Below are 24,288 nucleotides of genomic sequence, written 5' to 3' on the forward strand. Positions count from 1 at the left end.
CATTGCGGCCACAAAATGTAATGAAATCTGTTCACGTATTATCCTTGTATTTATGCCGTCAGTATTGTTGCTGAAACAGCCTTTTTTATAATATCATATGTAACCCCGTATGGTAAGGTACTCGTTCACAACAAACTCAGCTGCCTGTCATAATAGCCCTTTTTGTACGCTGCAATAATATGCTCCATTTTATATAAAATCCCATACCGGCGGCACTCCTCCTTAAATACGGCTTTTAACTGTTTTGCCTTTGGTGAGTGGCATCCGTAGGAATCCCCGAATTCTTTGATATATAATTCCTTCTTTTTGGGAAACAGTTCATCAATTTTGGAATAAAACCACTCTCTTTGATTCATTCTCAGTGTCACTCCAAAGGCTGGATAAATAAATCTGGCACCGTTCTCATGGGCAAGCCTGACTATCCCTGTGATATTCTCTTCGGTGTCTTCTATAAACGGCAATATGGGCATCATTAAAATTCCTGTAAAAATCCCGCTGTCGCTGAGTTTTTTAATTGCGGCAAAACGTCTGGAGGATACGGGAGCATTGGGCTCCACCTTTTCAGCCAAACCGTCGTCACAGCTTGTAACGGTTATTTTAACAAGCACCGGCGAATGCTTTTGTATCTTTTTAAATATATCGATATCCCTTGCTGCAAGGTCGCTCTTTGTGGCGATGGAAATTCCGAAGCCGAATTGATTGATTATTTCCAGTGCTCCCCTTGTAAGCTCAAGCTGCTCTTCAAAAGGATTATAGGGATCACTCATGGCACCCGTTCCTATAACTCCTTTTTTACGTTTGGATTTTATATCACGATATATTAAATTAAGAGCATTTTCCTTTACCTTCACCTCATCGAAACTGTCAATACGGTAGCAGTCGCTTCGGCTGTCGCAGTAAATACACCCATGATTACAACCCTTATATATATTCATGTTATAGTTGTTGCCAAACCAGTTATTATTCTCGGCATAACCTGAAATTATGGTTTTTGCTGGTATATACTCCATTTAAATCAACCTGTCTCCTCTACGTTTATAAAATCCATTGACCATCCCCGTCAAACAAATAGCAGGAAAATTTCCGGTCTGCCGGTCGTCTTCCTGCTCTGCTGCCGTACGGCTATTCATTTAATGCAATATAAATATGTATTTCCTGGTGATCCATATCGCCCGAATTGTTCTGGTATTCTTCAAAGTCACAGCTGTATTTCCTGTCAAGCTGCATGCTCCAAAGGTTTGTCCAAAATTCTCCCACTGCCCTCTGAACATGTCCCTTCACGGTAAATTTCGCGTAGGTTCCGGCAGGGATAGTCTTTGTAACCATTTTCCCCGGCAGCTCTCCGGCCTCGCTGATTTCACAGCAGGCCAAAAAGTTATAGGGTTTTGTGAAATCCCCTTCATAATCGGTATAAAGACCTATGCTCTTGGAATTTACCTTATTCTTAATCGCGGGATAACCATCATTCTTCAAAAATTCCTCCCAAACCCTTCCGATATCAGACATGGCCCGTCCGTTTTCATTGGTGGTTCTCACCAATAGACCCGCTACTGTCATTTCGCACAAATTTACTGTTTCATAATTCATATTCATTGCCTGCACTCCTTTTAATATATTTTAATAAAAGGATAGCAGCCTTTATATGACATCATTGTGTCATATTTAAATAAAAACACTGAACTTTCATATTACAGCTGATGTGCATATTGCTTTAGTGTTTGTTCCAGCCTGTCGATTATAATATTCCTGACATACTCGGGCTCAATAACTTTTGCCGCATTCCCGAAGGACAAAATATAGCCGTACACCCAATCGCTCTCAGGATAGGAGGCTGTCACCTCAAAGCTCCCGTCATGGTTTTGCCTTATACAGTTTTCATTAAATTCATCATATACACGGTATGCAACAGACTTATCCAGATGCAGTTTAAAATTTACCGTTCTGAAGTTTTCATCCCTGCGGGCATCAAAGGAGATTTCCATATCGGGTCTTTTTTGAAATGAATTGTCGGTAACCCGGACTTCCTTCATCCTTGTAAGTTTAAATATCCTGAAATCCTCTTTGGACAGGCAATAGCTTTTCAAATACCAGGTTTTATCCTTGAACCAGAGCTGAACGGGTTCAACCTTCCTGCTGCTGCTTAGCCCGTATGAGCTTGAATAATCAAAACTTATTACCCTTTTATTGATTATGGCTGTCTTGATCAGATTAAATTTATTCCTGTTAGTTTCACCCCAATGTGAAAAATCCACATCAATCCAGTTATAGTCTTCCTTGTTAAAAAGAAGTCCCAATTTTGCTATCACATTATCCACTTCCGGATAGTGTACCGCGTTGAGGCCCTGAAGCGCAGCCAGAATTTCATTTTGTTCGGTGTCCGACAACAAGGACTTATTCAGTACAAAATTATCCAGAAGACTAATCCCTCCGCCCTTGCCCTTGCTCATATATATTGGGATACCTGCTTGGGAAAGCACATCAATGTCCCTGTAAATGGTTCGCACCGATACCTCAAAGCGCTCTGCCAATTCTTTCGCGGTTATTATTTTTTTATCCAGCAAAATGTACACAATTTCAAATAACCTGTTAATCTGCATAAGGCCCTCCATATTAATAATTATATCATCAGAACCTGACAGCTGCATGTCATATTTATATTGACGCAAAAAAACAGTATTCACAAAAAGTGAATACTAAGATTGTCTTAAATATTTATTTTCCGGTAACAGTTATTTACCGTTTACTGTCTCATATGGCCAGTCTTCAATACCTCCAAGGTCATATACCTTTGTATATCCCATAAGTGTGAGAACTTCCGCTGCTATGGCACTTTTGCCGCCGGTTGTGCAATAGACAAAAACAGCAGCATTTTTATCGGTAAGTTTAGCCGGTGCATCCTTATCAATACCTTCAACCGGAATCAGAATACTGTTCGGAAGGCGCTTCTCATTGTATTCCTCTTCAGTCCGTACATCCAGCAAAATGATCTTTTCGCCTTTATCAAGCCGTGCTTTAGCTTCCTCAGGTTTTATTTCCATTGCTTAACTCCTTTGTTGACCGGTTTGTACCCATGCCGCTTTTTTATTTTCCGGCAGGAACGAAGCTTTTCTCCTGCGTACCGCAAACAGTATTTATAGTGCCCAAAAGAGATATATTAACAACTAATATTTTTTTCATGTTCAGCCCAATTTTTCTAAAAACTCAGAGCTTTTTTCAACACAGCCGACACATGAGAGCTTTTTAAGTCCCTTGATATTCCTGCACTCCAATGCTCCCGCATGCTCAAGGAAGTGTTTTTCCAATTCTTCCAGCCTGGAAGGATCTTTTTCATCCAGGATATACCTGACAGCGTAATAAGCGCCGCATAAGCCGCCGGGAGCTCTTCCTCCCCCGTAACCTTTAAAAGTATCCACCATAGACTCATCTATGTCAAAATCTTCTTTGAAAGCGCTCAATACAGCCTGTGCACAATTCATTCTGGAGCATCCGCTCTGGCCCGTATAATTATTTTTTGCTTTGACAGCCGACATATAAAATACCTCCGGTATATTAATTTTAATACCTTAAACATATTTGTATTCACTTACACATTATAAATTGAATACATAACATTTGTCAATCGTTATATTCAAATATTACAATATATAATATGCATTATTTAATATTTTGTTACCACTTTATTTATTTATTTTTACCGGTCAGAAATTCAATAAACTCCCGGATAAAATCATTCTGTACGTCATCCTGATATATGATGTTAAATTCTCTGATTATTTTAACACCTTTAATTGGTATTATTTTTAATGTCCCAGCCTCTGTTTCCTGCCTTACAGCCTCCCTGGAGATCACCGTGTACCCCAGATCGGCCCCGACCAGAGATTTAATTGCCCCTATACTGCCCACCTCCATGTATACTTTTATTTCCTCAAGGCTTATACCAAGCTCCAGCAGCCTGTTTTCAAATATTATTCTGGTTCCGGAGCCCTTCTCCCGCATTATCAGCTTTCCGCCGGTAATTATATCGGCAAGCTCCACCTCCCCATTCTTAGCAAGCTCACTCAGGGGCGATACAGCTAAAACCAGTTCGTCATCCTTTAATTTTTTATATTTGAACCTGGTCTTATCAAAAGGACCTTCCACGATTCCAACATCAAATTGTCCGAAACTTAACCTTTTTATGATTTCTTCCAGATTATAAACATGCAATATAATATCAATGTTTTCATACAGCCGTTTGTGCTCTCCAAGCAGTCCGGGCAGAACAAATTCTCCGATAGTCAGCGTCGCTCCTATATCATACCGTTTGACAACTGCAGATTTATTTATCAGCGCCCTCTGAAATTTCAATGAATTTGCTTCCAGTTCCTTTGCATACTTTAACAGCATTTCGCCTTCTTCAGTCAATATTATCTGCCTTCCTTTTTTCTTTATAAGCTGTACGCAGTAATACTCCTCCAGCTGCTTAATGTGCTGGGTAACGGCCGGCTGGGTCATGTTCAGAATTTCAGCCGTCCGTGTATAATTCCTGAGTCTTGCAACACTTATAAAAGTGAGAAGTTTGGAATCAAACATGTTAACCTCCCAAGCCATGTTGTGGCTTTAAGCCACAGCGCGGTCACAAAAATAATGAAATTTGTCCACTGCAATCATAAATTATTTTTATATATTTATAATAAATCATAATTTGTAATTATAGTACATAACCACTAAAATATCTATAGAAAATATTTTGCATTGGAAATCATAAATATTTTTGTGTGCCGGCCGGCATAATAAATTTGACAATGAAAGGCAGAGTGGAACTCAAAATGATCTGGTTAAGAAGAAATATCGCAGGAATTTTACTTTCGTTATCGCTTGCAATTGCGGCATCATGGCTTGGGAGATTGTTTCCTGTGGTAGGCGGACCTGTATTTGGGATAGTTTTAGGAATTTTGATCAGCAACTTCGTTGGCAAACCGGAATGGGCAAAATCAGGTGTAAAATTCACCTCAAAAAAAGTTCTTCAATACGCAATAATTTTGCTGGGTGCAGGATTAAGCCTGACCCAGGTTTGGAAAACAGGTATGGAATCTCTGTATATAATGCTTGCTACACTCTCTATTGCATTTATAACGGCATATGCTTTTGGAAAGCTGCTGAAGATACCGTATAATCTTACTACTCTGATCGGCGTTGGAACGGCAATATGCGGAGGCTCGGCAATTGCCGCAGTTTCGCCGGTGATAGAAGCAGAGGAAAAAGAAGTTGCCTATTCCATATCCACCATATTCTTTTTTAATATTATAGCAGTACTGATATTTCCTCCGCTTGGGCATTTGATCGGCTTTTCGGATAAAGCTTTCGGTTTGTGGGCCGGCACCGCTGTAAATGATACTTCCTCGGTAGTTGCAGCCGGCTATGCTTTCAGCAGCATGGCGGGAGAATATGCGACAATAGTCAAGCTGACCCGGACCACCATGATAATTCCGGTTTCCTTAATATTTGCCGCTGTTACAATGCTGAAAAAAAGAAATGCTGCAAAAACAGGCGGGATGGTTAATTATAACTTCAGGCAGATTTTTCCCTGGTTTATTGTCGGTTTCCTTGCCACCTCGCTTTTGAATACACTTTCTGTAATTACTCCTTCAATGGCGGCCCACCTGTCCTCAGCCGGCAAATTTATGATTGTCATGGCATTGTCGGCAGTGGGGCTCAGTGCAGATTTCAAGGAGATGCTGAAAACCGGTTTCAAGCCTTTGCTGCTGGGCTTGCTGGTGTGGATGGCCGTTTCGGCCGCCAGCATAGGTGTACAGCTTATTACGGGACAAATGTAAATTGGTTTTCTGATATATTTACAAAGTATTAAAGTATATAAAAGGGGTTTTATATGTATCAATTATTTTGGCTAATACCTTTGGGATTTATGGTAGGGACATTCGGCACGCTGATTGGGGCAGGCGGAGGTTTTATCCTTGTACCTGTCATGCTGCTTCTCTACCCGGATAAGAGTCCTGAAACCATCACCGCCATATCTCTGGCAGTTGTATTTTTTAATTCACTGTCGGGCTCTGTAGCTTATGCCCGGATGAAAAAAATTGACTACAAATCCGGTATTATTTTTTCAATAGCAACCTTACCCGGATCGATTTTAGGTTCTCTTGCCACCTCTCTCATACCCCGGAATATTTTCAACCTGATCTTCGGAGTGATATTGTTAATAGGGTCTGTTTACCTCTTTATAAAACCTCAGAGCAAGAACCGGGACAGAAAGTCTGCAAAAGGCGATGTAATCCGGTCTGTCACTGATATCGACGGAGTGGTTCATACCTTTTCCTACAATCCTGTACTTGGGATTGTGATAAGTGTACTGGTGGGATTTCTCTCAAGCCTTTTAGGCATTGGGGGAGGTATCATCCACGTTCCGGTCATGATTCAGGTGCTTAATTTCCCGGTACATCTTGCCACTGCCACCTCCCATTTTGTTTTGGCCTCCATGTCCTTTTCCGGAAGTATGGTTCATTTGGCAACAGGGGTATTATCGAGCGGACTCATGCAAACAGCGGGCCTTTCCATAGGTGTATTATTTGGTGCACAGCTGGGTGCCCGCCTTTCAAAGAGACTTAAAGGCGGATGGATTGTGAGGAGCCTGGCTCTGGCACTTGGAATTGCCGGTATCAGGATTTTAATCATGGTATTTATTTAGTACTGGAATTTTTTTGAATCCTGTATTAGTATTATAATTAGCATAATATAAATAGTTAAAAGGAAAATAGTTAAAAGGAGTTTTTATATGAATAAATTTATTGAAATCAGTTCTGAGAAGTTTGATCAGAGCCCATTTCGGATTATAGGTCATGACTGGATGCTTGTGACTGCCAAAAAAGCGGATAAAGTCAATACCATGACTGCCTCCTGGGGAGGTCTCGGCGTGATGTGGGCTAAAAATGTATCTTTCATAGTTATTCGTCCGCAGCGTTTTACCAAGGAGTTTATTGACAGCTCGGAGCAGTTTTCCCTCTCTTTCCTGGACGGAAGCTTTAAAAAGCAGTTGGGATACCTTGGTGCGGTTTCGGGCAGGGACGAGGATAAGATTGGCAAAACGGAATTGATAGTTTCTTATGACAATGGTGTTCCCTATTTTGACGAGGCAAAAACCGTTATTATATGCAAAAAGCTGTATGCCCAGGAATACAAGCCGGAATGCTTTATTGATACCGAGCTTGACTCCAAATTCTATCCCGATTCCGACCATCATACACTCTATATTTCAGAAATTCAAAAAATACTTGTACGCGAATAAGCAAAAGTCCCATATCGTGAAGCATTTTTCAGCTGCCGGTATGGGACTTTTCCAATAATCTACTTCAAGCCCTTTAAAAGCTTCTCAACCTCTTCCTTGGGCAAAGGCCTGGAAAAAAGATATCCCTGGATTTTATCACATTCATATTTTTTAAGGTATTCCAATTGATCGTTATGTTCCACACCCTCTGCAATGACCGATATTCCCATTGACCGTCCCATTTTTATAATATGCTGGGTAATGGTTTTATTCTCCTGGATTAGTGAAACATTGTCAATGAAGGTTTTATCAATTTTTAATGTGGTTATTGGAAGCTGCTTCAGATAACTCAGCGATGAGTAACCCTTTCCAAAATCATCAAGGGCAATTCCTATTCCCTTTTCCCTTAATTTCAGCAATTTATCATATACCACCTCAAAAGATTCAATAAGCACTGTTTCGGTTATTTCCAGTTCGATTGAGCTCGGGTCGAGTTTAAAGTAATCAATAATTTTAAGTACTTTAGTATTGAAATCAGACTGGAATATTTGTAGAGTTGAGATATTGACCGACATTTTCATATCGGTCAAACCCTGCTTGTGCAAATGGCTGAGAAAATCACAGGCCTGTATCAGAACCCATTCCCCCAATTGAATTATCAGGTGGGTATCCTCAGCAACCTTTATGAACTTCATGGGGGAGACAAGCCCCAGTTCGGGACTTCTCCACCTTAGGAGAGCCTCAAGTCCGGTAACCTTATTGGTATTGAGATCAAACTGCGGCTGGTAAAAAAGTTCGAATTCGTTGTTATCCATTGCAGTATGCAGGTGTTTTTCAATATTCATCCTTTCGGTAAAATCCTTATTCATGATTTTGTCATATAGCACATACCTGTTCTTTCCGCTCTCCTTGGCCTTGTACATGGCAATATCCGCGGATTTTATGAGTTCCTCTATATTATTTCCGTGTTTGGGGTATATCGCTATTCCGATGCTGAAACTGATATGAAGTCCTATATTCTTGACAAAGAAATTCTCCTTAAAACTGTACAGAATATCTGCAGTCAGCTGTTCGGCTCTATCCTGCCCGGTCTCTTCCGCAAGGATTATAAATTCGTCCCCGCCCAGCCTGTACAAAGTGCTTTTTTCCAACAGGTCCAGGGACAGTCTGTCACTTGCAGCCTTGATCAGCAGGTCGCCAAATTCATGTCCCATTGTATCATTTATATATTTGAAGTTGTCCATATCAATAAAAAGCAAGGCGGCTTTTTTATTTCCTTTATGTAATATCCTGTCTGCATCTTCGAACAGCGAACGCCTGTTGGGCAGACCTGTCAAAACATCGTGAAGTGCCAGATATGTATATTTTTCTTCGCTTTCAGCCAGGTTTCTCTGTATCTCTGAAATCTCATGAAGCTGATTCTTTAATTCATCATCTGTAGCCACCAGTTCCTCGTAGGTTTGGGTTAATTCCTCGTTGCTTATGTGCAGCTCCTTTCGGATCCTTCTTATTTTCTTGATATAAATCAAAAGAATCATGACGAATAAAATCAGAAATATGAACACTGCCGCCACAGCCAGCACCAGAAGCCTGTAAGTTTCAAAAAATGAAAAGGGCTCGTTGAATATTTCGGTATCCGAAGGCAGCTTATCCCGGGAAATATTAAACCTTTTCATTTGGTTGTAATCAAAAACCTTTCTGGTTGCCTTTGGTGAATAAATAGCGATATTATCGGCACTTTCCCCTTCCAGAATCCTCAAAGCCAGTTCGGCGGCATAATTACCGTATAATCTTCCGCTCAGCATATTACCGCCGAAAGCACCATTGTTCAGGCCGAAATCATACAGATGATACGTCGGTACGGCGCTGTATTTGCTCACTTCCCTGCATGCCAGGTTAAAATCTATTATGGAGCCGGTGCCATCACTGTAATAAGTGGCAAACAGCAGCATACTCTTATTATCCAGCCTGCCTACTGTATCGATAACGGTGCTGAAACTCATATTATTCATTGGAATGACTTTTATTTCCGGATTCATTTGTTTTACTTTCTCCAATATTATCTTGGATGTGGTGACTCCGCTTTCGGAATTGTCAACCATAAGATATAAATTCTCTATATCCGGATTGATTTTCCTGGCCATACGGATTGTATCGGTAGGATCTATTTCTTCCATGACACCTGTCAAATTTTCATATTTCCCCTGAATCTGGGATATTTTCTCCTGATTAACTCCCGAAAAGACAATGGGAGCATTGGAAAAAAGATCTCCCCTGTTTTCCAATGCAAAAGTGAGAGCAGCATCATCCGTGGTAATTATCAAGTCCAGCTTTTTATCCGAATATTTATATTTTAAATAATTGTACAGTGAATCAAGATTATTCTGATAGGGATAGTTCTTCCAATCCATATACTCAACGAATATAGCACAATTATTGTTTGATTTGGTGATATTTTCGATGATACCCGCATTTTGCTCGCTGGTCCATTGAAGACCTTCACTGTACGAATGAATTATCAGAATATTTTTTTGCTTTTCAATACTAAATGCAGAAGCAGTAAATGACAATGATAGAACTAAGGAAAATGTGAATACTGCCAATAAAATTCTACTCCAATTTTTTAGCATCATGAAAATACCTCAGTTAATAAAAAATAAATTCTTATAATTCCGGTAACAGTATTACATTTTAGAGAAATACTTATAACAATTTATATTATACCATAATTTTCTTATTTTCAACATATTTGTAAGCCTTAAAGTTGTACTCATGTACCTGTATAATCAGCATAAACCCTCAAATGCAACTAAGGTTTTGAGAAACACATATCCGAATCCCAAAACCTTAGTTTATAATTTTAAAATATTTATTTTATACCTGAGCCCGGCCAGGTGCCGTCTTCTATCTGAAATATGTCATGTACGGGGAATCTTGCGGGTGCCCCGTTAAACACTTCCTCAAAGGTACGTCCGTATTTCCTCAGAATTTCAGCATGTTTCAGCTGCACCTCCCAATGCCAGTCGATGGTTGGAGAACGGTGTCCTTCCAGCGGTGAGCCCGCATAGGGGACCCAACTGGAGGCTATGGTTACCACACCTTTGGAAGCCAGATACTCAAAGCCTTCATATAAAACCTCCCTGGGCTGCAAGCCGCATACAAAATTGCTTCTGACCTTACCTTTTCCAAAAACCTCCACGGCATACTCAATGGCTTTTATCCAATTGTCATAGCCGCCGCAGGCCTCCACCTTTCCGGGACATACTATCTCAAAGTAGTCCTTGCCCCATACCTCGGTATTAAAGGCTATCGTGCTGAAACCCGCCTCCTTGTATTTTTCGATTACTGAAAAATCCAGCGGTGCACCTATACAGGCCGTGCCGTTGAAGGTATCTTTCCCCAGGGCATCCTTTATGCTTTCTGCCACATCCAGATAGTACTCCAGTTCCCGGCGTTCGGGTATGAACCCCCCGGTAATGGTTACATGCTTGTAGCCTTCATCATATGCAGCTTTCACTGTCTCTCCTATCTGCCGGGGATACTTCCAGACTGGACCGTCGGGGCCGTCCTCGTACTTCTTCTTTGCGTTGAAGGTACAAAACAGGCAGGTCTGCCCCTTATCCTTTACGGCACATTCCTCGCTGTAACAGACAACTATGCTCTTATCGGAACTGCTGACCGAACGGTCCTGGGCAATATCCTTCATATTTGCCCCATCTTCTGTTTTTCCGGAATAAAATCGGGGGTCTTCTTCAAAACTTATATCCGACAGATAGTTGCCTCTGTAATCAATTCCAAACACTCCGTTCCGCTCTACTATAGCGTAGGGTGAATTGGGGTCTGCCAGAGGGAATGCTCCAAAACCATTTTTTAAATGAATTGCATGAGGAAAATAATGATGTTTTTTAGTTTCTGAAAATTTTCCCGGTCCACAGAATTCTACCGTTTTTATTTCCTTTTTTTCTGCAAGCTTTTTCAGGACATCCTCACTAAAGCTGACACCTTCAATACCCAAGGCTATTTTCAGTTTCAGCTCTTTATACAGTTGTTCCTTCAGATCACTCATATTCCCTGCCTCCTTTTATATAATTAAATAATTTGTCTTGCAATGTCAGGAATTTCTTTCGGTATCGGAAAGAACACAGAATACGGCTTTATCCGGTTCTTCCGCCCATTCCTCCTTTTCGGCCCCGGCTAATTCAGTTACATTTGTTTTGTCATAAACCGGTGAACCGGGTACTCTAAACTTCGATATATCAAGCTTATCGATGTTGATTTCCTCAGGAACGGCAAGTTGGGGAACCCAATCATAGGGAGCACGGTAAGCACGGTAAACCATGTTCATTGACGGGGCGAAGCCTCCAAAATACGGATTTATGTACTCCCAGACGATTTCGTGTCCGCCAGTGACCTCAATAAGTCGCCCGTTGGAGCCTTCGGTTATCAATGTGTTTCCGTTGGGCAGTCTCTGAGCACTGCTGATAAACGGACTGTAAAATTTATAAGAATCCAGAGGATTTTCCAGGCCTGCTTCAGCAGGAGTATACTGCCAGACAATTTCAAGAGTGACAGGATTGAATTCCAGCACCCTGGAATAATCCCTTTTGGCATTCATGCGGCCGGTGGGAGAAGTCGGATTAGGAATTCCATAGCCGCCCCAGCCTCCGTTATCAAAAACAAGTAAATTACCTTCTCCGGGCAGACCTCTTGGAATCATATGCAGATGATGCTGACCGATTATCCACCCCAGTTTTATCAATTCTTTCGAAGCATTGAAATCAGGACCTACGCGCCATACGATTCCGCCCGTCTCCTTGCTTGTTATGGCAAGTATGTTGGCTTCTCTGGAATCCCATATGATGTTGTCAGGGTGAAATCTCACGTCACCGCTGTCATACCACCTGTTCTCCCCCAGTGTAGATGCCGAATTGATGTGCAGCCAGTCTCCCATGCCTCCGCCTGCAGGACGCATATTGGGATCCCTTGCCAGAATGTTTTTGGCTGCCTCGTCAAAGCCCATTTCCCCAAAATGTTCATTTGCATTCCACTGCCAGATAATTTCACCCTCCCAGGTAACTTCAATTATCTTGTCATCAAGCAGAAGTTTGTCGGATATTTTGGGATTATGAACATTTTCATGTACAAGGATCAATGTGTTGCCTCTATCTGTCAACGGAAGGCTTCCGGGTGCATAATACCCCACCGACGACCCCTCCCTCTGAAAATCGTGATGCTGTCTGGCCATCCATTTTGGTTTTTCACCCGGATCCGCAATGTACTCCAGCCTGTCAAACCTCCAAACCACATTGCCGTCCCAATCCACCTGCAATAAATCCATCTGGTCCTGCATTCCGTATTTTGGATTTCTGGTACCCGAGGAGCCAAACACCTGCCCTCCCGGTAACAATTTGTTGGGAAAACCCTGCAGTCCCTTCCACAGCTTTAATTCCCTTCCATTCATATCTATCAGCAGGGCTCCTTCTCGTGTGGGTAAAACGGTATATCCGCCATATGCCTTATCCCTGTTGTAAATTGTCGTTCCTGTAGGTATTACACTTGGAAATCCCATATTAACCTCCATGAGCCATGTATGGCTTTAAGCCACATTGGTGGCCACAAAAATGAATTGAGCTCTTTTTAAAGCCTTTGGCACGCCAAAAAGTATTTTCAATACTTTTTTATCTGGTAAAAGCATTGCTGTATGCCTCCAGCAATGCAAGACTTCCACTCACGCCCAGCAGGCTTTTGTTCAAAATGATTCTCCCCTCTGTGGGCAGAGAAATGTACAGTACGGGAATGTCAAGTTCCTTTGCTATGCTTGTCTCCAGCTGGCTTCCAAGAATAATTTCAGGCCTTATGGCCCTGATTCTATCTTCTATTCTTCTGCCATCCTCTGAAAAAATAATTTCACTATTTTCAAATTTTTTCAAAAGCTGCTCTTTCTCGTGTCGTGGTATATTATTTGTAATGATTACCGACCTGACGATTTGTCCAAAGCCGTTCTCAAGGAATTTTGCCAGCGGGGCGGCTATGTAAGAAGGCCCCACCAGCACAGCTTCTTTTTGAATATGATGTCTGTAGTAGCAGGGAGCTAATTTTGACAGAAAATAAAGATACTTATCCCTTGCCTGCCACCTTATCCTGTCAAGCAGCTCTTTTTTGTCTTGGTATGCATCGGCCAGTCTTTCCAGTATTTCTTCAATACCTTCAATTCCGAAAGGTACTTCATCCATATAAATATAGGGAGTGCCGAACTTTTCTTCCAGATAACGGGCTATTTCAAGTCCCCAGCCCGTAAACACCACATTCAAGCCTGCATTTCTTATCTGCTTCCAGTTTTCCACGGTGCTTCTGTAACCAAACAGCGGATTTGCCCTGAACCCTGCCTCTTCAAGCAAGTTATACAACTCCCCCAGATTGCCTTCCCAATAGGGATCAATATTGGGAGCAATGCCGAATATATTGATTAAATCCCTGTCTACGGCCAATTCCTGGTTATAGCTCCTGGAAAGACCTTCTATTATCCCTCTGGTTACTTTTACATAGGCATCAAAGCTGTGGCCCTTAAATCCGGGAGTGCTGATATTTATAACTGGATACCCCTGCTCCGCCGCTTCCTTCGTCATTGCCCCCATGTCGTCTCCCACAATTTCCGAGGCACAGCCGCTGACTACCACATAAAGTTCACCTTCCAGCACCTTTACGGTATTTTTGATCTGTTCCCTCAGCCTGGCGCTTCCTCCGAAAATTATCTGCTTTTCTATAACATTTGTACAAGCAAGAGTGTAGTTGTCGGCAGCATATCCATTTGCAGCATTTGATATATATTTTTCCTGAACTGCACAGCCTGCGGTCGAATGAATAATGGGTACAACGCCGCCGATTGCCTTTAAAACACTCACGGCTCCCTGCAGCAGACAGCCATTCCTGTTGAATTCTATGTAATCTGCCATTACTTCACCTCCTGCTTGATATACCAGTTTGCATTTTTCTTCAGCCACCCGGCTTGATAAACGGGACGGTTTGAAGAATATTTGAAATTCTCTGCAAAACCGCGGTACTTTACCAGCTTATACAATTTCTCCGCAAAAACCATACTGCCCCTATAGCCCAGAATATTTATGTTCTCAATATTTAAAACGGGAATGCCTTCAACAGCTATTGAGCCGGCAGCCAGATCATTTCCTACAAATATTTCAGTTCCGGTTTTCTTCAAAATATTTATTTGCTCATAGGGCTGCCCCTCTCCAATCAGCAAAGATAATTCCGGATTTTTTCTGTAAAGCTTCTCCATATGCTTGAGATGTGTAATATCCAGATAGGGTACCTTAATACCGGTTATCTCGGCATTCAGATCCTCCAGCAGGCTGATTACGGAATTTGCATATTCGGGCTCACAGCTTAAAAAAACCTTTGTCCGGTCCAATTTATACTTTTCAAGGATATCGGCGGTATACAGACTTTCCTTTTCAATCAGTTCCCTTGCCTGCCGTTCCTTTCCCAGCTGCTCGCCGATCCCGGCAAGCCATTTATCGGTGGCTTTGATTCCTATAGGTGCATTTACCTCAATTTCAGGAATATCATATATATCCTTCAATACCTTTGCAAAGTAATCTCCCTCACCTTTCCTGATTACCAGGTTGAACAATGCACTGCCCGCCCTTGTCAGATCCTGAAGCTTTGAAAATCCCGGGAACACATTGGTTTCAACCTCCAAAGCCTCCAAAAGCCTGCCAATTTCCTCAAGGCTCTCCCTGTTTTCATTCACAGAAATAACATTTATAAAATTTTCTTTTTCAGCTTTATTGGGAATTAAGTACTTCACTATTGAATGAATGGCCACATCACAGCCTGTTACACCCACTTTTGATCTGAACCCGTCAGTATATACCGGAACAACAGGGATACCCAGTTCTTCAGTCAAATCCTGGGTAACAGAGGCCACATCGTCATTGTTTATAGCAACTACCGATGTTGTCAGTACAAAAATTACCCCGGGATGATTTTCCTCATAAATACTTTTTACGGTTTTTCTCAACTTGATATCACTGCCCAAAATAGAGTCTTCCTCATCGATATTTGTCACTGCCCACATGGTGGCCAGCGAGTTTCTGTTATTGAAATGGTTTTGAATTATCCCGCAGCCCCTGGGCCCATGTATGATTATTCCTGCATTTTCAATGGTATTTATTACCTGTAGAGCATAGAGAATATCCGAATTTGTATCCTGAGAAAAGGTTCTGACACGCTGTTTCAGATTACCGTCATAAAATTCTCTTAATATAGCCTCTACTGTTCCATAATAAGCTCCGATGGCAGATAAACTTTTTTCTCTGATTACCGGTGCCTTTCCCTTCAAAACAGCCATATTGCCTCCATTCTCCGCCTGCGGCCATAACCGGAATATTAGTCGTATATTGATTAAATATTGGCATTAAGATCACTTGCCGCATCGGCTTCGATCTTTAAAATCCTGTCTCCCCAATCCTTTGCCCAGTCTCTGAGCTCGGTGACACTTAAAGGATTTGGTACCGCTGCCTCCTGGTCCTCAATTATATATTTTGCAAGAGCCCTGTAAACGTCGGCCTGCTCCGCATCGGGATTTGCCTCTATAACTGTTTTTCCGTGCAGTTCACTCTGTGCAACAATTGATGACCTGGGGACATACTGGACTACTTTTGTTCCTGTTCTGGAAGCAAAGTCGTTTATCAGCGGTTTTGCATATGGTGTAAGCACGCTGTTGGCAATAATGCCTCCCAGTTGAGCTCCTCCCGTCGGTGCATATTTACTGATTGCCTTGAACAGGTTATTGGCTGCATATACGGCCATAAAATCAGAGGAGCTCACAACATATACCTTGTCGGTTATCCCTTCTCTTATGGGAACTGCAAAACCGCCGCACACAACATCTCCCAATACATCATACAGCACCACATCCGGCTTGAACTTTTCAAACAGGTCCAATTCCTGTAGCAGAGTGATTGCGGCATTTATCCCTCTCCCCGCGCAGCCCACTCCCGGAACAGGACCTCCGGCTTCAATACATAAAACCCCTTTGAAGCCTACAACCGATATATCCTCTATTTTTACATTGCTGCTGTCCCGCAGGCTGTCAAGAACAGTCGGCAGATAATTGCCGCCCCTCAGTGTATTTGTGGAATCACTTTTGGGATCGCAGCCGATCTGTATAACCCTGTAACCCGCTTCTGCAAGCGCCGCGCTGATATTGGAGGTGGTTGTGGATTTTCCGATGCCGCCTTTTCCGTATATGGCAATATGTTTGATTTTTTACTCATTTACATCATCCTTTTTGTTTTATATATTATGCTTGATTCATCAAACCTGTCCGGTCAGACCGATGCTATTTCCCCAGTTCCTTTAGTGCCTTTTCAAAAAATCCGGTGTCCACAAGACTGTTTACATCTGCGCTTTTTTCTATGTATTTATACTCAAGCAGGAAATCATTCAATTTCTTTAACCGTTCCTTATCTGCCTGTTCAATTCCCCCGTCCAGATTTACAAAGGTTTTGTCTCGGTTGGAATATACTTTTTCAACTACATCCAGAGGGATACTGTTTGTGGCAAAAGCCTTCAATGCCTCATCCCTGTGCTGCAGGGAATAGTCATAGCCGCGGATATATGCCTTCAGCAATGCTGTAACAACCTCTGGATGCTCCTTTGAGAATTTCCCTGAGGCAGCTACAACCAGCTGGCTTGCAAATTCAGGGTGACTTGCGGAGGTTGTTTCAATTACCTTTATGGGGAACTGCTTATTGATAAGATGAGCGGCAAAGTCAGCTGAAATCAAAGCGTCAGCGTTACCGCTGATAAAGGTGGAGTTTGCATTTGCCACGTCGTTTATCACTTTGACTTTCCCTGCATCGATCCCATAGGCTTTTACAAGATTGCCCCAATATTCATCAATAATCGTACCTTTCCCGACTATAACCCTCTTGCCCTCCAGATCCTTCGGCGTCTTAACTGCCGAACCGGCCGGCACAATTACCGAAAAATTATATTGGGAATCAACAATAGAAACGATGGATACATCAATACCTTTTGACTTTAAAACCACAGGAGGAAGATTACCGTAGTATGCCAGATCGATCTTTCCTGATACAAAAGCTTCGTTTACGGCCGGTCCTGCCGCAGCAAAGCCCAGAATCTTAAGCTGATAGCCCACTTTATCAAGCTCTTCCTCGATATATTTCTGTTTATCGGCTACGCCCCAGATTCCTGACAGTTCATTGGATTCCTGTGCAACTGCCAGTGTTACTGTTTTCTTTTCAGTCTTTGAACCTGAATCGGCAGGTGTATTTTGCGGTGAAGTATTTTGCTGCGATGTACTTTGTGCTGCCGGGCTCTGACCTGCATCTGAATTTAAAGCGCTTCCGGATTGTGAATTTACTCCGCAGCCCCCAGCTATAAATGCTACTATTATAATTAATGACAATAACCTCAATGTAAGTTTTTTCATGAAAATTGCCCCCTTATGCAACTGTTTGAATAATTGGATTTTTAGTCAGATGGTATATTCGATTTCAATATTTTCATCCTGAAAGAAATGGTTGTATATTTTTTTCTTTATATGTGCAAATTCAGTACTGCCCCTGTCTTTTAGAGAGGAGGTGTCAACATTGATTATTTCTTTAATTTCGCCCGGTCTGGCAGACATTACCACCACTTTCTGTCCCAGATAGATTGCCTCATCAATATCATGGGTAACCATGATCATAGTTGTTTTTTCCTCTTTCCATATCCTGAGGATTTCTTTCTGCATCTGAATTCTGGTAAGTGCATCAAGGGCCCCGAAGGGTTCATCCAGCAGAAGTATTTCCGGATTGCTTGCCAGACCTCTTGCTATTGCCGCTCTCTGAGCCATTCCCCCTGAAAGCTGATTGGGATATGCTTTTTCAAAGCCATTGAGCTGCACCAATTCAATATGCTTCGAAATTGATTCTTCTTTTTCTTCCTTAGGCAAATTAAATAGCCCAAAGCCTATATTTTCTGAAATAGTCAGCCAGGGCAGCAGTCTATGCTCCTGAAATACCATTCCCCTGTCGGTTCCAGGTTCAACTATCCTTTTACCCGAGTAGGATACCTCTCCTGCCTCATATTCCACCAGCCCCGCTATGATTTTCAGCAAAGTACTCTTTCCGCATCCGCTATGCCCTACGATTGTAATAAATTCACCTTTGCGGAACTCCAGATTGATATTTTGCAAAACCGGGATATCTTCCCTGCCAACCTTAAAGGATTTATATAAGTCTTTAATTCTTAAAACGTGTTCCGGCATACTTCCGCCCCCGTTCATTTTTTTAACCTCCATGTGCCCTATCCCTTATTTCCTATCCAGGGAGTGGATTTCTTCGAAACAAAAGTCAATAATTTATCCATCACTATTCCCACAAGGCCGATAACAACCATTCCCATAATCACTATATCAGGCTTCATCATGCTCCTGGCATCACTGATCCTGAAACCAATTCCTTCGGTGGATGCTATTAATTCCGCCGCAACCACCGCCATCCATGAAATTCCCAGTCCAAGTTTTAAACCCACAAATATTTGTGGTATTGCAGACGGAAGATATACTTTTCTAAAGGTATTCCAACGGCTCAATTTATACAGCCTTGCAACTTCTATGTAACCGGGAGGGGTTCCTCTGATGCCGCTGAAAGTGTTGACCATTATCGGGAAGAAGGCTCCCAGAATAATTACAACTATCTTTGAAAGTTCATCTATACCGAACCATAGAATGATTAACGGAATCCATGCCATCATCGGGATCTGGCGTATTGCATTAAGTGTAAGGGAAAATATGTGGTTGACGTTATTTGACATACCCATTACCGTTCCAAGAGTCACTCCCAGCAGTACTGCTGCAAAATACCCCTTTACCACTCTTGAGAGGCTTATTCCCAGATCCTTGGCAAGCTGTCCCGAAGCCAGATTTTCCCTGAATGCATTCAAAACACTCTTTATGCTGGGCAATATGGCTTCGGGCGCAACTCCCCTGGCTGTTGCAATACTCCAGACCATAATCACTGTTACAGGTATGATGAGGCTGAGTAGAATAACTTTTATTTTTTTCATTATCTGAAGTCCCCCTAATTAATTTTGCCGGGCTATTTTCTATATAGTAATGGTATGGACTCTCTCAGCGGGATTGGAAGCCTTGAAATCCAAAACCTTTATCCTTTCAGCCTTTACCCGGTAAATATTCAGATTATCAATTCCTGCCGACAGTTGGGGTCTCCTGTTTAATATAAGCTGCTTTCCCGTATTGAACTCTTCGCCGCCGGTAAGGACAGCTTTACCGTATAATGTAATATTCACAAAATCAGGTATTACCTGATTTTCGTGCTGGAATAAAACAGCAACGTCATTTCTCTCCTTCAACTGCTTGGCTTTACTGCTTTCTTTTGCTGTGGCAAAATAAATTTCCAGTCCCGATACCCCGTATCCGCCAAGAGTTCTTATATCGGGCTCTCCCGCCTCATTCACAGTTGCCAGCACCAGACTCTTGCTATTTTTTAAATAGGCTGTTATTTCCTCGTTATTAATTGACATAATATAGTCCTCTCTCTCCTTTTTAACTTTTTTTGTATAACTGTTTCAGAATACATACCTGCTCCGATTGTCCGGTCTTGCTTATTTAGCTAGCAGCTCCTGCTTTTTAAATATTGGCAGGGTCTCATCCTCTATCTGATAAATTTCATGTGCAAAATTTCTATTGGGTGTGGCATTGAAAATTTCTTCATATGTACGTCCATATTTTCTGAGTATATCCGCATGCTTCAGCTGTACATCCCAATGCCAGTCCACTGTAGGTGACCTGTGACCTTCAAGCGGAGAGCCTATGCCGGGAATCCAGCTGGATGCCACGGTAACCACCCCGATTGAAGCCAGGTATTCAAGTCCCTCCAACAATACTTCCTTTGGCTGCAAACCACATACAAAGTTACTTCTTACCTTTCCCCTGCCAAATACCTGTACGGCATATTCAATTGCTTTTATCCAATTGTCAAAGCCCCCGCATTCTTCCACTTTTCCAGGACAAATAATATCAAAGTAGTTTTTGCCCCAAACTTCTGTGTTAAACGCGATGGTGCTGAAGCCTGCCTCCTTGTATTTATCAATCACCGAAAAATCAAGAGGTGCTCCGATACATGCAGTACCGTTGAACTCATCTCTGCCCAGTGCTTCCTTGATACTGTCGGCCACATCCAGATAATATTCCATTTCACGCCTTTCGGGCACAAAGCCCCCGGTAATTGTCAAATGACTGAAGCCTTCATCGTAGGCGGCTTTTACTGTCTCTCCTATCTGATTGGGATATTTCCATGGCGGCCTTTCCTCTCCCTTTTCCAGTCCTTTTGTCCCATTCATGGTACAAAAGAGACAGGTCTGGCCTTTATCCTTTACCGAACATTCGGTGCTGTAAGAAACAATAATACTTTTGTCTTCACTTCCAAATGAGCTTTCACTGGCAATGTTTCTCATGCTGGCACCATCTCTGGTGAACTTTGAGTAAAATTCCGGCGCCTTTGGAAAAGTTATATCCGATATCTTTTTATTTTTGTATGAAAGACTGAATATGCCTTCATTTTCCTCTATTTTATACGGGGAATTTCTATCTACTACAATTGGTACTCCGGATCCATTTTCCAGAGTAAATGTATATGGCAGGTTAAAGTTCTTCTTTGTAACAAGCTCCTTATCCCAGGTACAATATTCCTGTTTCTTCAAAGTACTGTCATTATTTATGAGTTTGTCAAAAATTCCCTCCTCATAGCTTACTCCTTCAATGAACAACGTTAATTTCAGTTTTAGTTCTTCGTATAATTTTTCCTTAAGACTTCCCATGCAATCCCTCCTGCAAGTTATTATATTTCACATATATATTTACTAGGTTTTAACTGTCATTTCTATTACATTAATTTTAGTATCATACGTTTTTGCAAACAATAGAGTATATTTAGATATTTATTAGACTATCTTTGGATAAAAGGACATGTTTTAAAACAAATTTTATTAAATCAATTTTGTTTCGCAACAGCCCTTTTATGGATCTTTGTTTATGAAATAGTGTCTTCGGGCTAGAGTATATTTTTTACATACTGAACACCATTATTGATATTTATAACTTCACCGTTGACATATGCAGGACTTTCAGCTGCAAGCCATACGATAACCTCAGCAACTTCGGCAGCAGTCGCCGCCCGTCCAAGATAGGTCCGGTGGAGCACTTGCTCCAATCTTTTGTTAGGTGGAGCAGTTTTTATCATATCGGTAGAAACCGGTCCAGGAGCGACTGCATTTACTGCAATCCCTTTCTCACCCAATAAATTGGCAAAGCTGATGGTTGCATTGATAAGTCCGGCTTTGGTTATTCCGTACCAGATGTCCGGATGTCCGACCTGCGCTGCTTGAGAGGCCACATTAACCACTCTTCCTTCTCCTTTTTTCAGAAAATATCTGGATACCTCCCTTATAAAAGTAACAGGAGCATCAAGATTTACTTTTATGATATGTTCCTTTTGTTCAGGAGTATAATCGAAATAAGAAACTGCTTTTGCGATCCCTGCATTGTTAATAAGTACATCTATCTCACCGATTTCTGAAACCAACGCCGGAATTTCTTCTACCTTGCTCACATCAAAAGCTATAGTTTTAACCTGCCCTGAATTCTCAAAGGGAAATTTTGAAAAATCCCTTCCTATCACTATGATATTGTGCCCCCTGTCAATCAGCTGATTCACTGTTTCCAGCCCAATACCCTTTGTTCCGCCGGTAATTAAAATCCTTTTGCCCATTTATTTTTTCCTCTTTTCTTAACGCTTATCCCTTGGTTATATTGCCTGTTTCAATACAGGTAAAAGTCCATGCTCAATTCTATAAATATCATGTATGCACGAATTTGCAGAAGCACTGCAATCATACAGCTGATCATATGTAAACCCGTTTTTGCGGAATATTTCGGACATTTTCATAACCAGGTCCCAATGCCATTCAGGTTCAGGGCTTCTATGGTTCTCCAGTTCGGAACCCGGATTCGGGCACCAGGCCCCTGCGAAACAAACTATACCTTTTGAGGCCAGATATTCCACTCCCTCCAGTGTTGAACGCTTTGGCTCCAAACCTGCCACAATATTGGAACGTACTCTTCCGTGGCCAAATACTTTTGCGGCATGTTCAAGAGAGGATTTCCAGTTTTCCCAGCCTCCGCTCAGCTGTTCCTTTCCGGGGCAGATAGCTTTGAAAATGTTTTTATCCCACAATTCGATATTTATGGCCAGTGTGCGGTAGCCTGCCTCTTTGTATCTGTCTATGATGCCATGGTCCTCCGGCGCACCGATTACTGCCGTTCCATTGAAATCATTCAAACCGGTTTCATTCTGAATAGCCTCGGCAACATCAAAATAGTAATCCATTTCGCGATGCTCCGGAACAAAACCTCCAGTCAAAGTAACATGATGTCTGCCGGGTTCTTCATATGCCAGCTTTACTGTTTCGGCGATCTGCTTCGGATATTTCCACTTGATACCCTCCACATCGGCATATGTACTCTTTGTGGCATTAATATTGCAGTAAAGGCAGTCCAGACCTTTTTCCTTCAAATGGCATTCATTGCTGTATGTAACAAATACAACCCCCTCGTGATTATATACCGCTATATTCTTCATCTGAACTCCGTCACTGGTAGTATGACGGTAATATTCCGGCCTCTCCAGAAAGTCAATATCAAAAACCTTATTCCCGTTTTCTGTGAGAATATATGAGCCCTTGTCATAGCCAATGGAAAATCTGGATTTTCTGTACGAATTGAAAGGGAACAAAAACCCGTTTGGAGACCGGAAGCCTACCGGATGGGCAATACCTGCATGAGGCTCTCTGTCATATTCAAACATGCCGTGAACCTCTTCCTGATATTTTCCTCCCAGATCCAGATTTCTCAGCAGTAAATCAACTTCGTCAGTTATATTTATTCCCTCTACGGTAACTTCATTTTTCAGTCTTACTTCCTCATACAATTTGCATTTTAAACTCATTTTCAGCAACTCCTTTACATAAAAAAATATCAGTCTTTTAGTCAAATTTCTTGGTATCATTAATTCCATAGCGGCCCAGAACTATCTTTCCGAATAATCTTATGAGCCGGTCCGATATGTACCCCATCAAGCCAAGTGTCAGCAGACCGACAAATATCCAGTCGGTCCTGAAATACAGCCTTGAGGTATATATCAGAAACCCGATGCCTTCCTTGGCTGCAAGCATTTCAGCTGCAACGATGGAGGTAAATGCCCCTCCAAGCCCAAGCCTGATCCCGGTAAATATATGAGGAAGTGCAGACGGGATCAAAACAGAATAAATAATCTGGAATTCCGAGGCACCAAGCGACCTGGCAGCCTGCAGCCTGTTCTTGTCAATACTGAGAACACCAACGATTGTATTTATCAGAATTACAAACACGGTAGCATAAAAAATAAGTATGATCTTGGATTTTTCACCCGCTCCGAACCACATCAGGAATAATGTCAAAAAACCTATTGCGGGAATAAATCTGAGAAAATCAATAAAGGGTTCGAATATCCTGCGCAACAGCTCAATTCGACCAATTACCAGACCCACGGGTATGGCAAATAAAATGCCAAGTCCCCAGCCTGACAATACTCTTTGGGAGCTTATTAAAATAAACTTTATCAAGGTTCCGTCAAGTATTATTTCCTTTGCTCCTGCTATTGTTTCAAAAGGACTGGGTAAAAAGTCGACTGTATACGCCAGTGAGGCGATACCCCAGATACTGAATAACAGCAACCAGGTCAAAATGCCTTTCTCCGCTAAAAACCAGACGGTTCTTTTGACGTTATTCCCTGTACTGTAAAGAGCTTCTGGTTCTTTATTTACTGATGTATAGGCTTCTTCCGGGTGCTTCACTTCATTTGATGTAATATCCGGCTCAGTTATTTTTATTGCTCTTTCCACCTTCGATTCTCCTTTCCTGTGTGCTGCACAAGTCAGAC

At 41.9% G+C, this 24,288-nt stretch carries 23 protein-coding genes; 3 read left to right on the forward strand and 20 right to left on the reverse strand.

Translation table 11 applies throughout. The features are described from left to right. Positions 1 to 125: 125 nt before the first annotated feature. From CTER_RS12290 to CTER_RS12315, 6 genes are all read right to left on the reverse strand, one after another. A complete protein-coding gene (locus CTER_RS12290; protein WP_004625763.1) occupies positions 126 to 1,010 on the reverse strand; it encodes an SPL family radical SAM protein in 885 nt (294 codons plus the stop codon). Positions 1,011 to 1,122: 112 nt separating this feature from the next. Then, positions 1,123 to 1,593: a GyrI-like domain-containing protein gene (locus CTER_RS12295; RefSeq protein WP_004625817.1), complete on the reverse strand. Its 471-nt coding sequence runs from the start codon at positions 1,591 to 1,593 to the stop codon at positions 1,123 to 1,125. Positions 1,594 to 1,688: 95 nt separating this feature from the next. Then, entirely contained in the window at positions 1,689 to 2,597 is a 909-nt protein-coding gene (locus tag CTER_RS12300) for a helix-turn-helix transcriptional regulator (RefSeq protein WP_004625888.1), read from the reverse strand. A gap of 132 nt (positions 2,598 to 2,729) precedes the next feature. Continuing rightward, complete coding sequence (locus CTER_RS12305; RefSeq protein WP_004625886.1) at positions 2,730 to 3,038, reverse strand: rhodanese-like domain-containing protein; 309 nt, start codon at positions 3,036 to 3,038, stop codon at positions 2,730 to 2,732. 141 nt (positions 3,039 to 3,179) lie between these two features. Continuing rightward, positions 3,180 to 3,530 (reverse strand): C-GCAxxG-C-C family (seleno)protein, encoded by a 351-nt coding sequence (locus CTER_RS12310; RefSeq protein WP_004625741.1) that lies wholly within the window; start codon positions 3,528 to 3,530, stop codon positions 3,180 to 3,182. Between the two features lie 151 nt (positions 3,531 to 3,681). Then, on the reverse strand, positions 3,682 to 4,572 hold the full coding sequence (locus CTER_RS12315) for a LysR family transcriptional regulator (RefSeq protein WP_004625797.1): 891 nt from the start codon (positions 4,570 to 4,572) through the stop codon (positions 3,682 to 3,684). A gap of 236 nt (positions 4,573 to 4,808) precedes the next feature. On the opposite strand from CTER_RS12315, the gene CTER_RS12320 reads away from it, so the two are divergent. From CTER_RS12320 to CTER_RS12330, 3 genes are all read left to right on the forward strand, one after another. Continuing rightward, positions 4,809 to 5,816, forward strand: coding sequence for a YeiH family protein (locus CTER_RS12320; protein WP_004625850.1), 1,008 nt, complete (start codon positions 4,809 to 4,811; stop codon positions 5,814 to 5,816). A 53-nt stretch (positions 5,817 to 5,869) separates the two neighbouring features. Further along, on the forward strand, positions 5,870 to 6,685 hold the full coding sequence (locus tag CTER_RS12325; protein WP_004625772.1) for a sulfite exporter TauE/SafE family protein: 816 nt from the start codon (positions 5,870 to 5,872) through the stop codon (positions 6,683 to 6,685). A gap of 87 nt (positions 6,686 to 6,772) precedes the next feature. Next, positions 6,773 to 7,282 (forward strand): flavin reductase family protein, encoded by a 510-nt coding sequence (locus tag CTER_RS12330; protein WP_004625884.1) that lies wholly within the window; start codon positions 6,773 to 6,775, stop codon positions 7,280 to 7,282. 59 nt (positions 7,283 to 7,341) lie between these two features. Here the strand turns inward: CTER_RS12330 and CTER_RS12335 are convergent, their stop codons facing one another. The 14 genes from CTER_RS12335 to CTER_RS12400 all read right to left on the reverse strand — a co-directional run bounded on the left by CTER_RS12335 (position 7,342) and on the right by CTER_RS12400 (position 24,250). Beyond that, a complete protein-coding gene (locus CTER_RS12335; RefSeq protein WP_242834977.1) occupies positions 7,342 to 9,864 on the reverse strand; it encodes an ABC transporter substrate binding protein in 2,523 nt (840 codons plus the stop codon). 266 nt (positions 9,865 to 10,130) lie between these two features. Further along, positions 10,131 to 11,327, reverse strand: a complete 1,197-nt coding sequence (locus tag CTER_RS12340; protein WP_004625815.1) for a radical SAM protein — start codon at positions 11,325 to 11,327, stop codon at positions 10,131 to 10,133. 45 nt (positions 11,328 to 11,372) lie between these two features. Then, on the reverse strand, positions 11,373 to 12,830 hold the full coding sequence (locus CTER_RS12345) for an aryl-sulfate sulfotransferase (RefSeq protein ID WP_004625723.1): 1,458 nt from the start codon (positions 12,828 to 12,830) through the stop codon (positions 11,373 to 11,375). Between the two features lie 109 nt (positions 12,831 to 12,939). Next, positions 12,940 to 14,214 carry a nitrogenase component 1 gene (locus CTER_RS12350; protein WP_004625821.1) on the reverse strand — a complete coding sequence of 425 codons (1,275 nt, stop codon included), beginning with the start codon at positions 14,212 to 14,214 and terminating at the stop codon, positions 12,940 to 12,942. Further along, positions 14,214 to 15,629 carry a nitrogenase component 1 gene (locus CTER_RS12355; RefSeq protein WP_004625873.1) on the reverse strand — a complete coding sequence of 472 codons (1,416 nt, stop codon included), beginning with the start codon at positions 15,627 to 15,629 and terminating at the stop codon, positions 14,214 to 14,216. The genes CTER_RS12350 and CTER_RS12355 overlap by 1 nt, the downstream gene beginning before the upstream one ends. Before the next feature lie 53 nt (positions 15,630 to 15,682). After that, complete coding sequence (locus CTER_RS12360; RefSeq protein ID WP_040761017.1) at positions 15,683 to 16,546, reverse strand: nucleotide-binding protein; 864 nt, start codon at positions 16,544 to 16,546, stop codon at positions 15,683 to 15,685. 76 nt (positions 16,547 to 16,622) lie between these two features. Then, positions 16,623 to 17,738 carry an ABC transporter substrate-binding protein gene (locus tag CTER_RS12365; RefSeq protein WP_004625816.1) on the reverse strand — a complete coding sequence of 372 codons (1,116 nt, stop codon included), beginning with the start codon at positions 17,736 to 17,738 and terminating at the stop codon, positions 16,623 to 16,625. 45 nt (positions 17,739 to 17,783) lie between these two features. Then, the gene (locus CTER_RS12370) at positions 17,784 to 18,575 is read right to left on the reverse strand and encodes an ABC transporter ATP-binding protein (RefSeq protein WP_004625860.1); all 792 of its coding nucleotides are present in this window, start codon (positions 18,573 to 18,575) and stop codon (positions 17,784 to 17,786) included. 20 nt (positions 18,576 to 18,595) lie between these two features. Further along, positions 18,596 to 19,357 (reverse strand): ABC transporter permease, encoded by a 762-nt coding sequence (locus CTER_RS12375; protein ID WP_004625795.1) that lies wholly within the window; start codon positions 19,355 to 19,357, stop codon positions 18,596 to 18,598. A 39-nt stretch (positions 19,358 to 19,396) separates the two neighbouring features. Next, positions 19,397 to 19,834: a pyridoxamine 5'-phosphate oxidase family protein gene (locus CTER_RS12380; RefSeq protein WP_004625792.1), complete on the reverse strand. Its 438-nt coding sequence runs from the start codon at positions 19,832 to 19,834 to the stop codon at positions 19,397 to 19,399. 81 nt (positions 19,835 to 19,915) lie between these two features. Continuing rightward, positions 19,916 to 21,130, reverse strand: coding sequence for a radical SAM protein (locus CTER_RS12385; protein ID WP_004625851.1), 1,215 nt, complete (start codon positions 21,128 to 21,130; stop codon positions 19,916 to 19,918). A gap of 233 nt (positions 21,131 to 21,363) precedes the next feature. Further along, the gene (locus tag CTER_RS12390; protein ID WP_004625820.1) at positions 21,364 to 22,080 is read right to left on the reverse strand and encodes an SDR family NAD(P)-dependent oxidoreductase; all 717 of its coding nucleotides are present in this window, start codon (positions 22,078 to 22,080) and stop codon (positions 21,364 to 21,366) included. A 36-nt stretch (positions 22,081 to 22,116) separates the two neighbouring features. Continuing rightward, complete coding sequence (locus tag CTER_RS12395) at positions 22,117 to 23,316, reverse strand: radical SAM protein (protein ID WP_004625758.1); 1,200 nt, start codon at positions 23,314 to 23,316, stop codon at positions 22,117 to 22,119. A gap of 37 nt (positions 23,317 to 23,353) precedes the next feature. Continuing rightward, a complete protein-coding gene (locus CTER_RS12400) occupies positions 23,354 to 24,250 on the reverse strand; it encodes an ABC transporter permease (RefSeq protein WP_004625737.1) in 897 nt (298 codons plus the stop codon). Between the last annotated feature and the right edge of the window lie 38 nt (positions 24,251 to 24,288).

The organism is Ruminiclostridium cellobioparum subsp. termitidis CT1112 (genome assembly GCF_000350485.1).
In the GTDB taxonomy this organism is placed as follows: Bacteria; Bacillota; Clostridia; order Acetivibrionales; family DSM-1351; genus Ruminiclostridium; species Ruminiclostridium termitidis.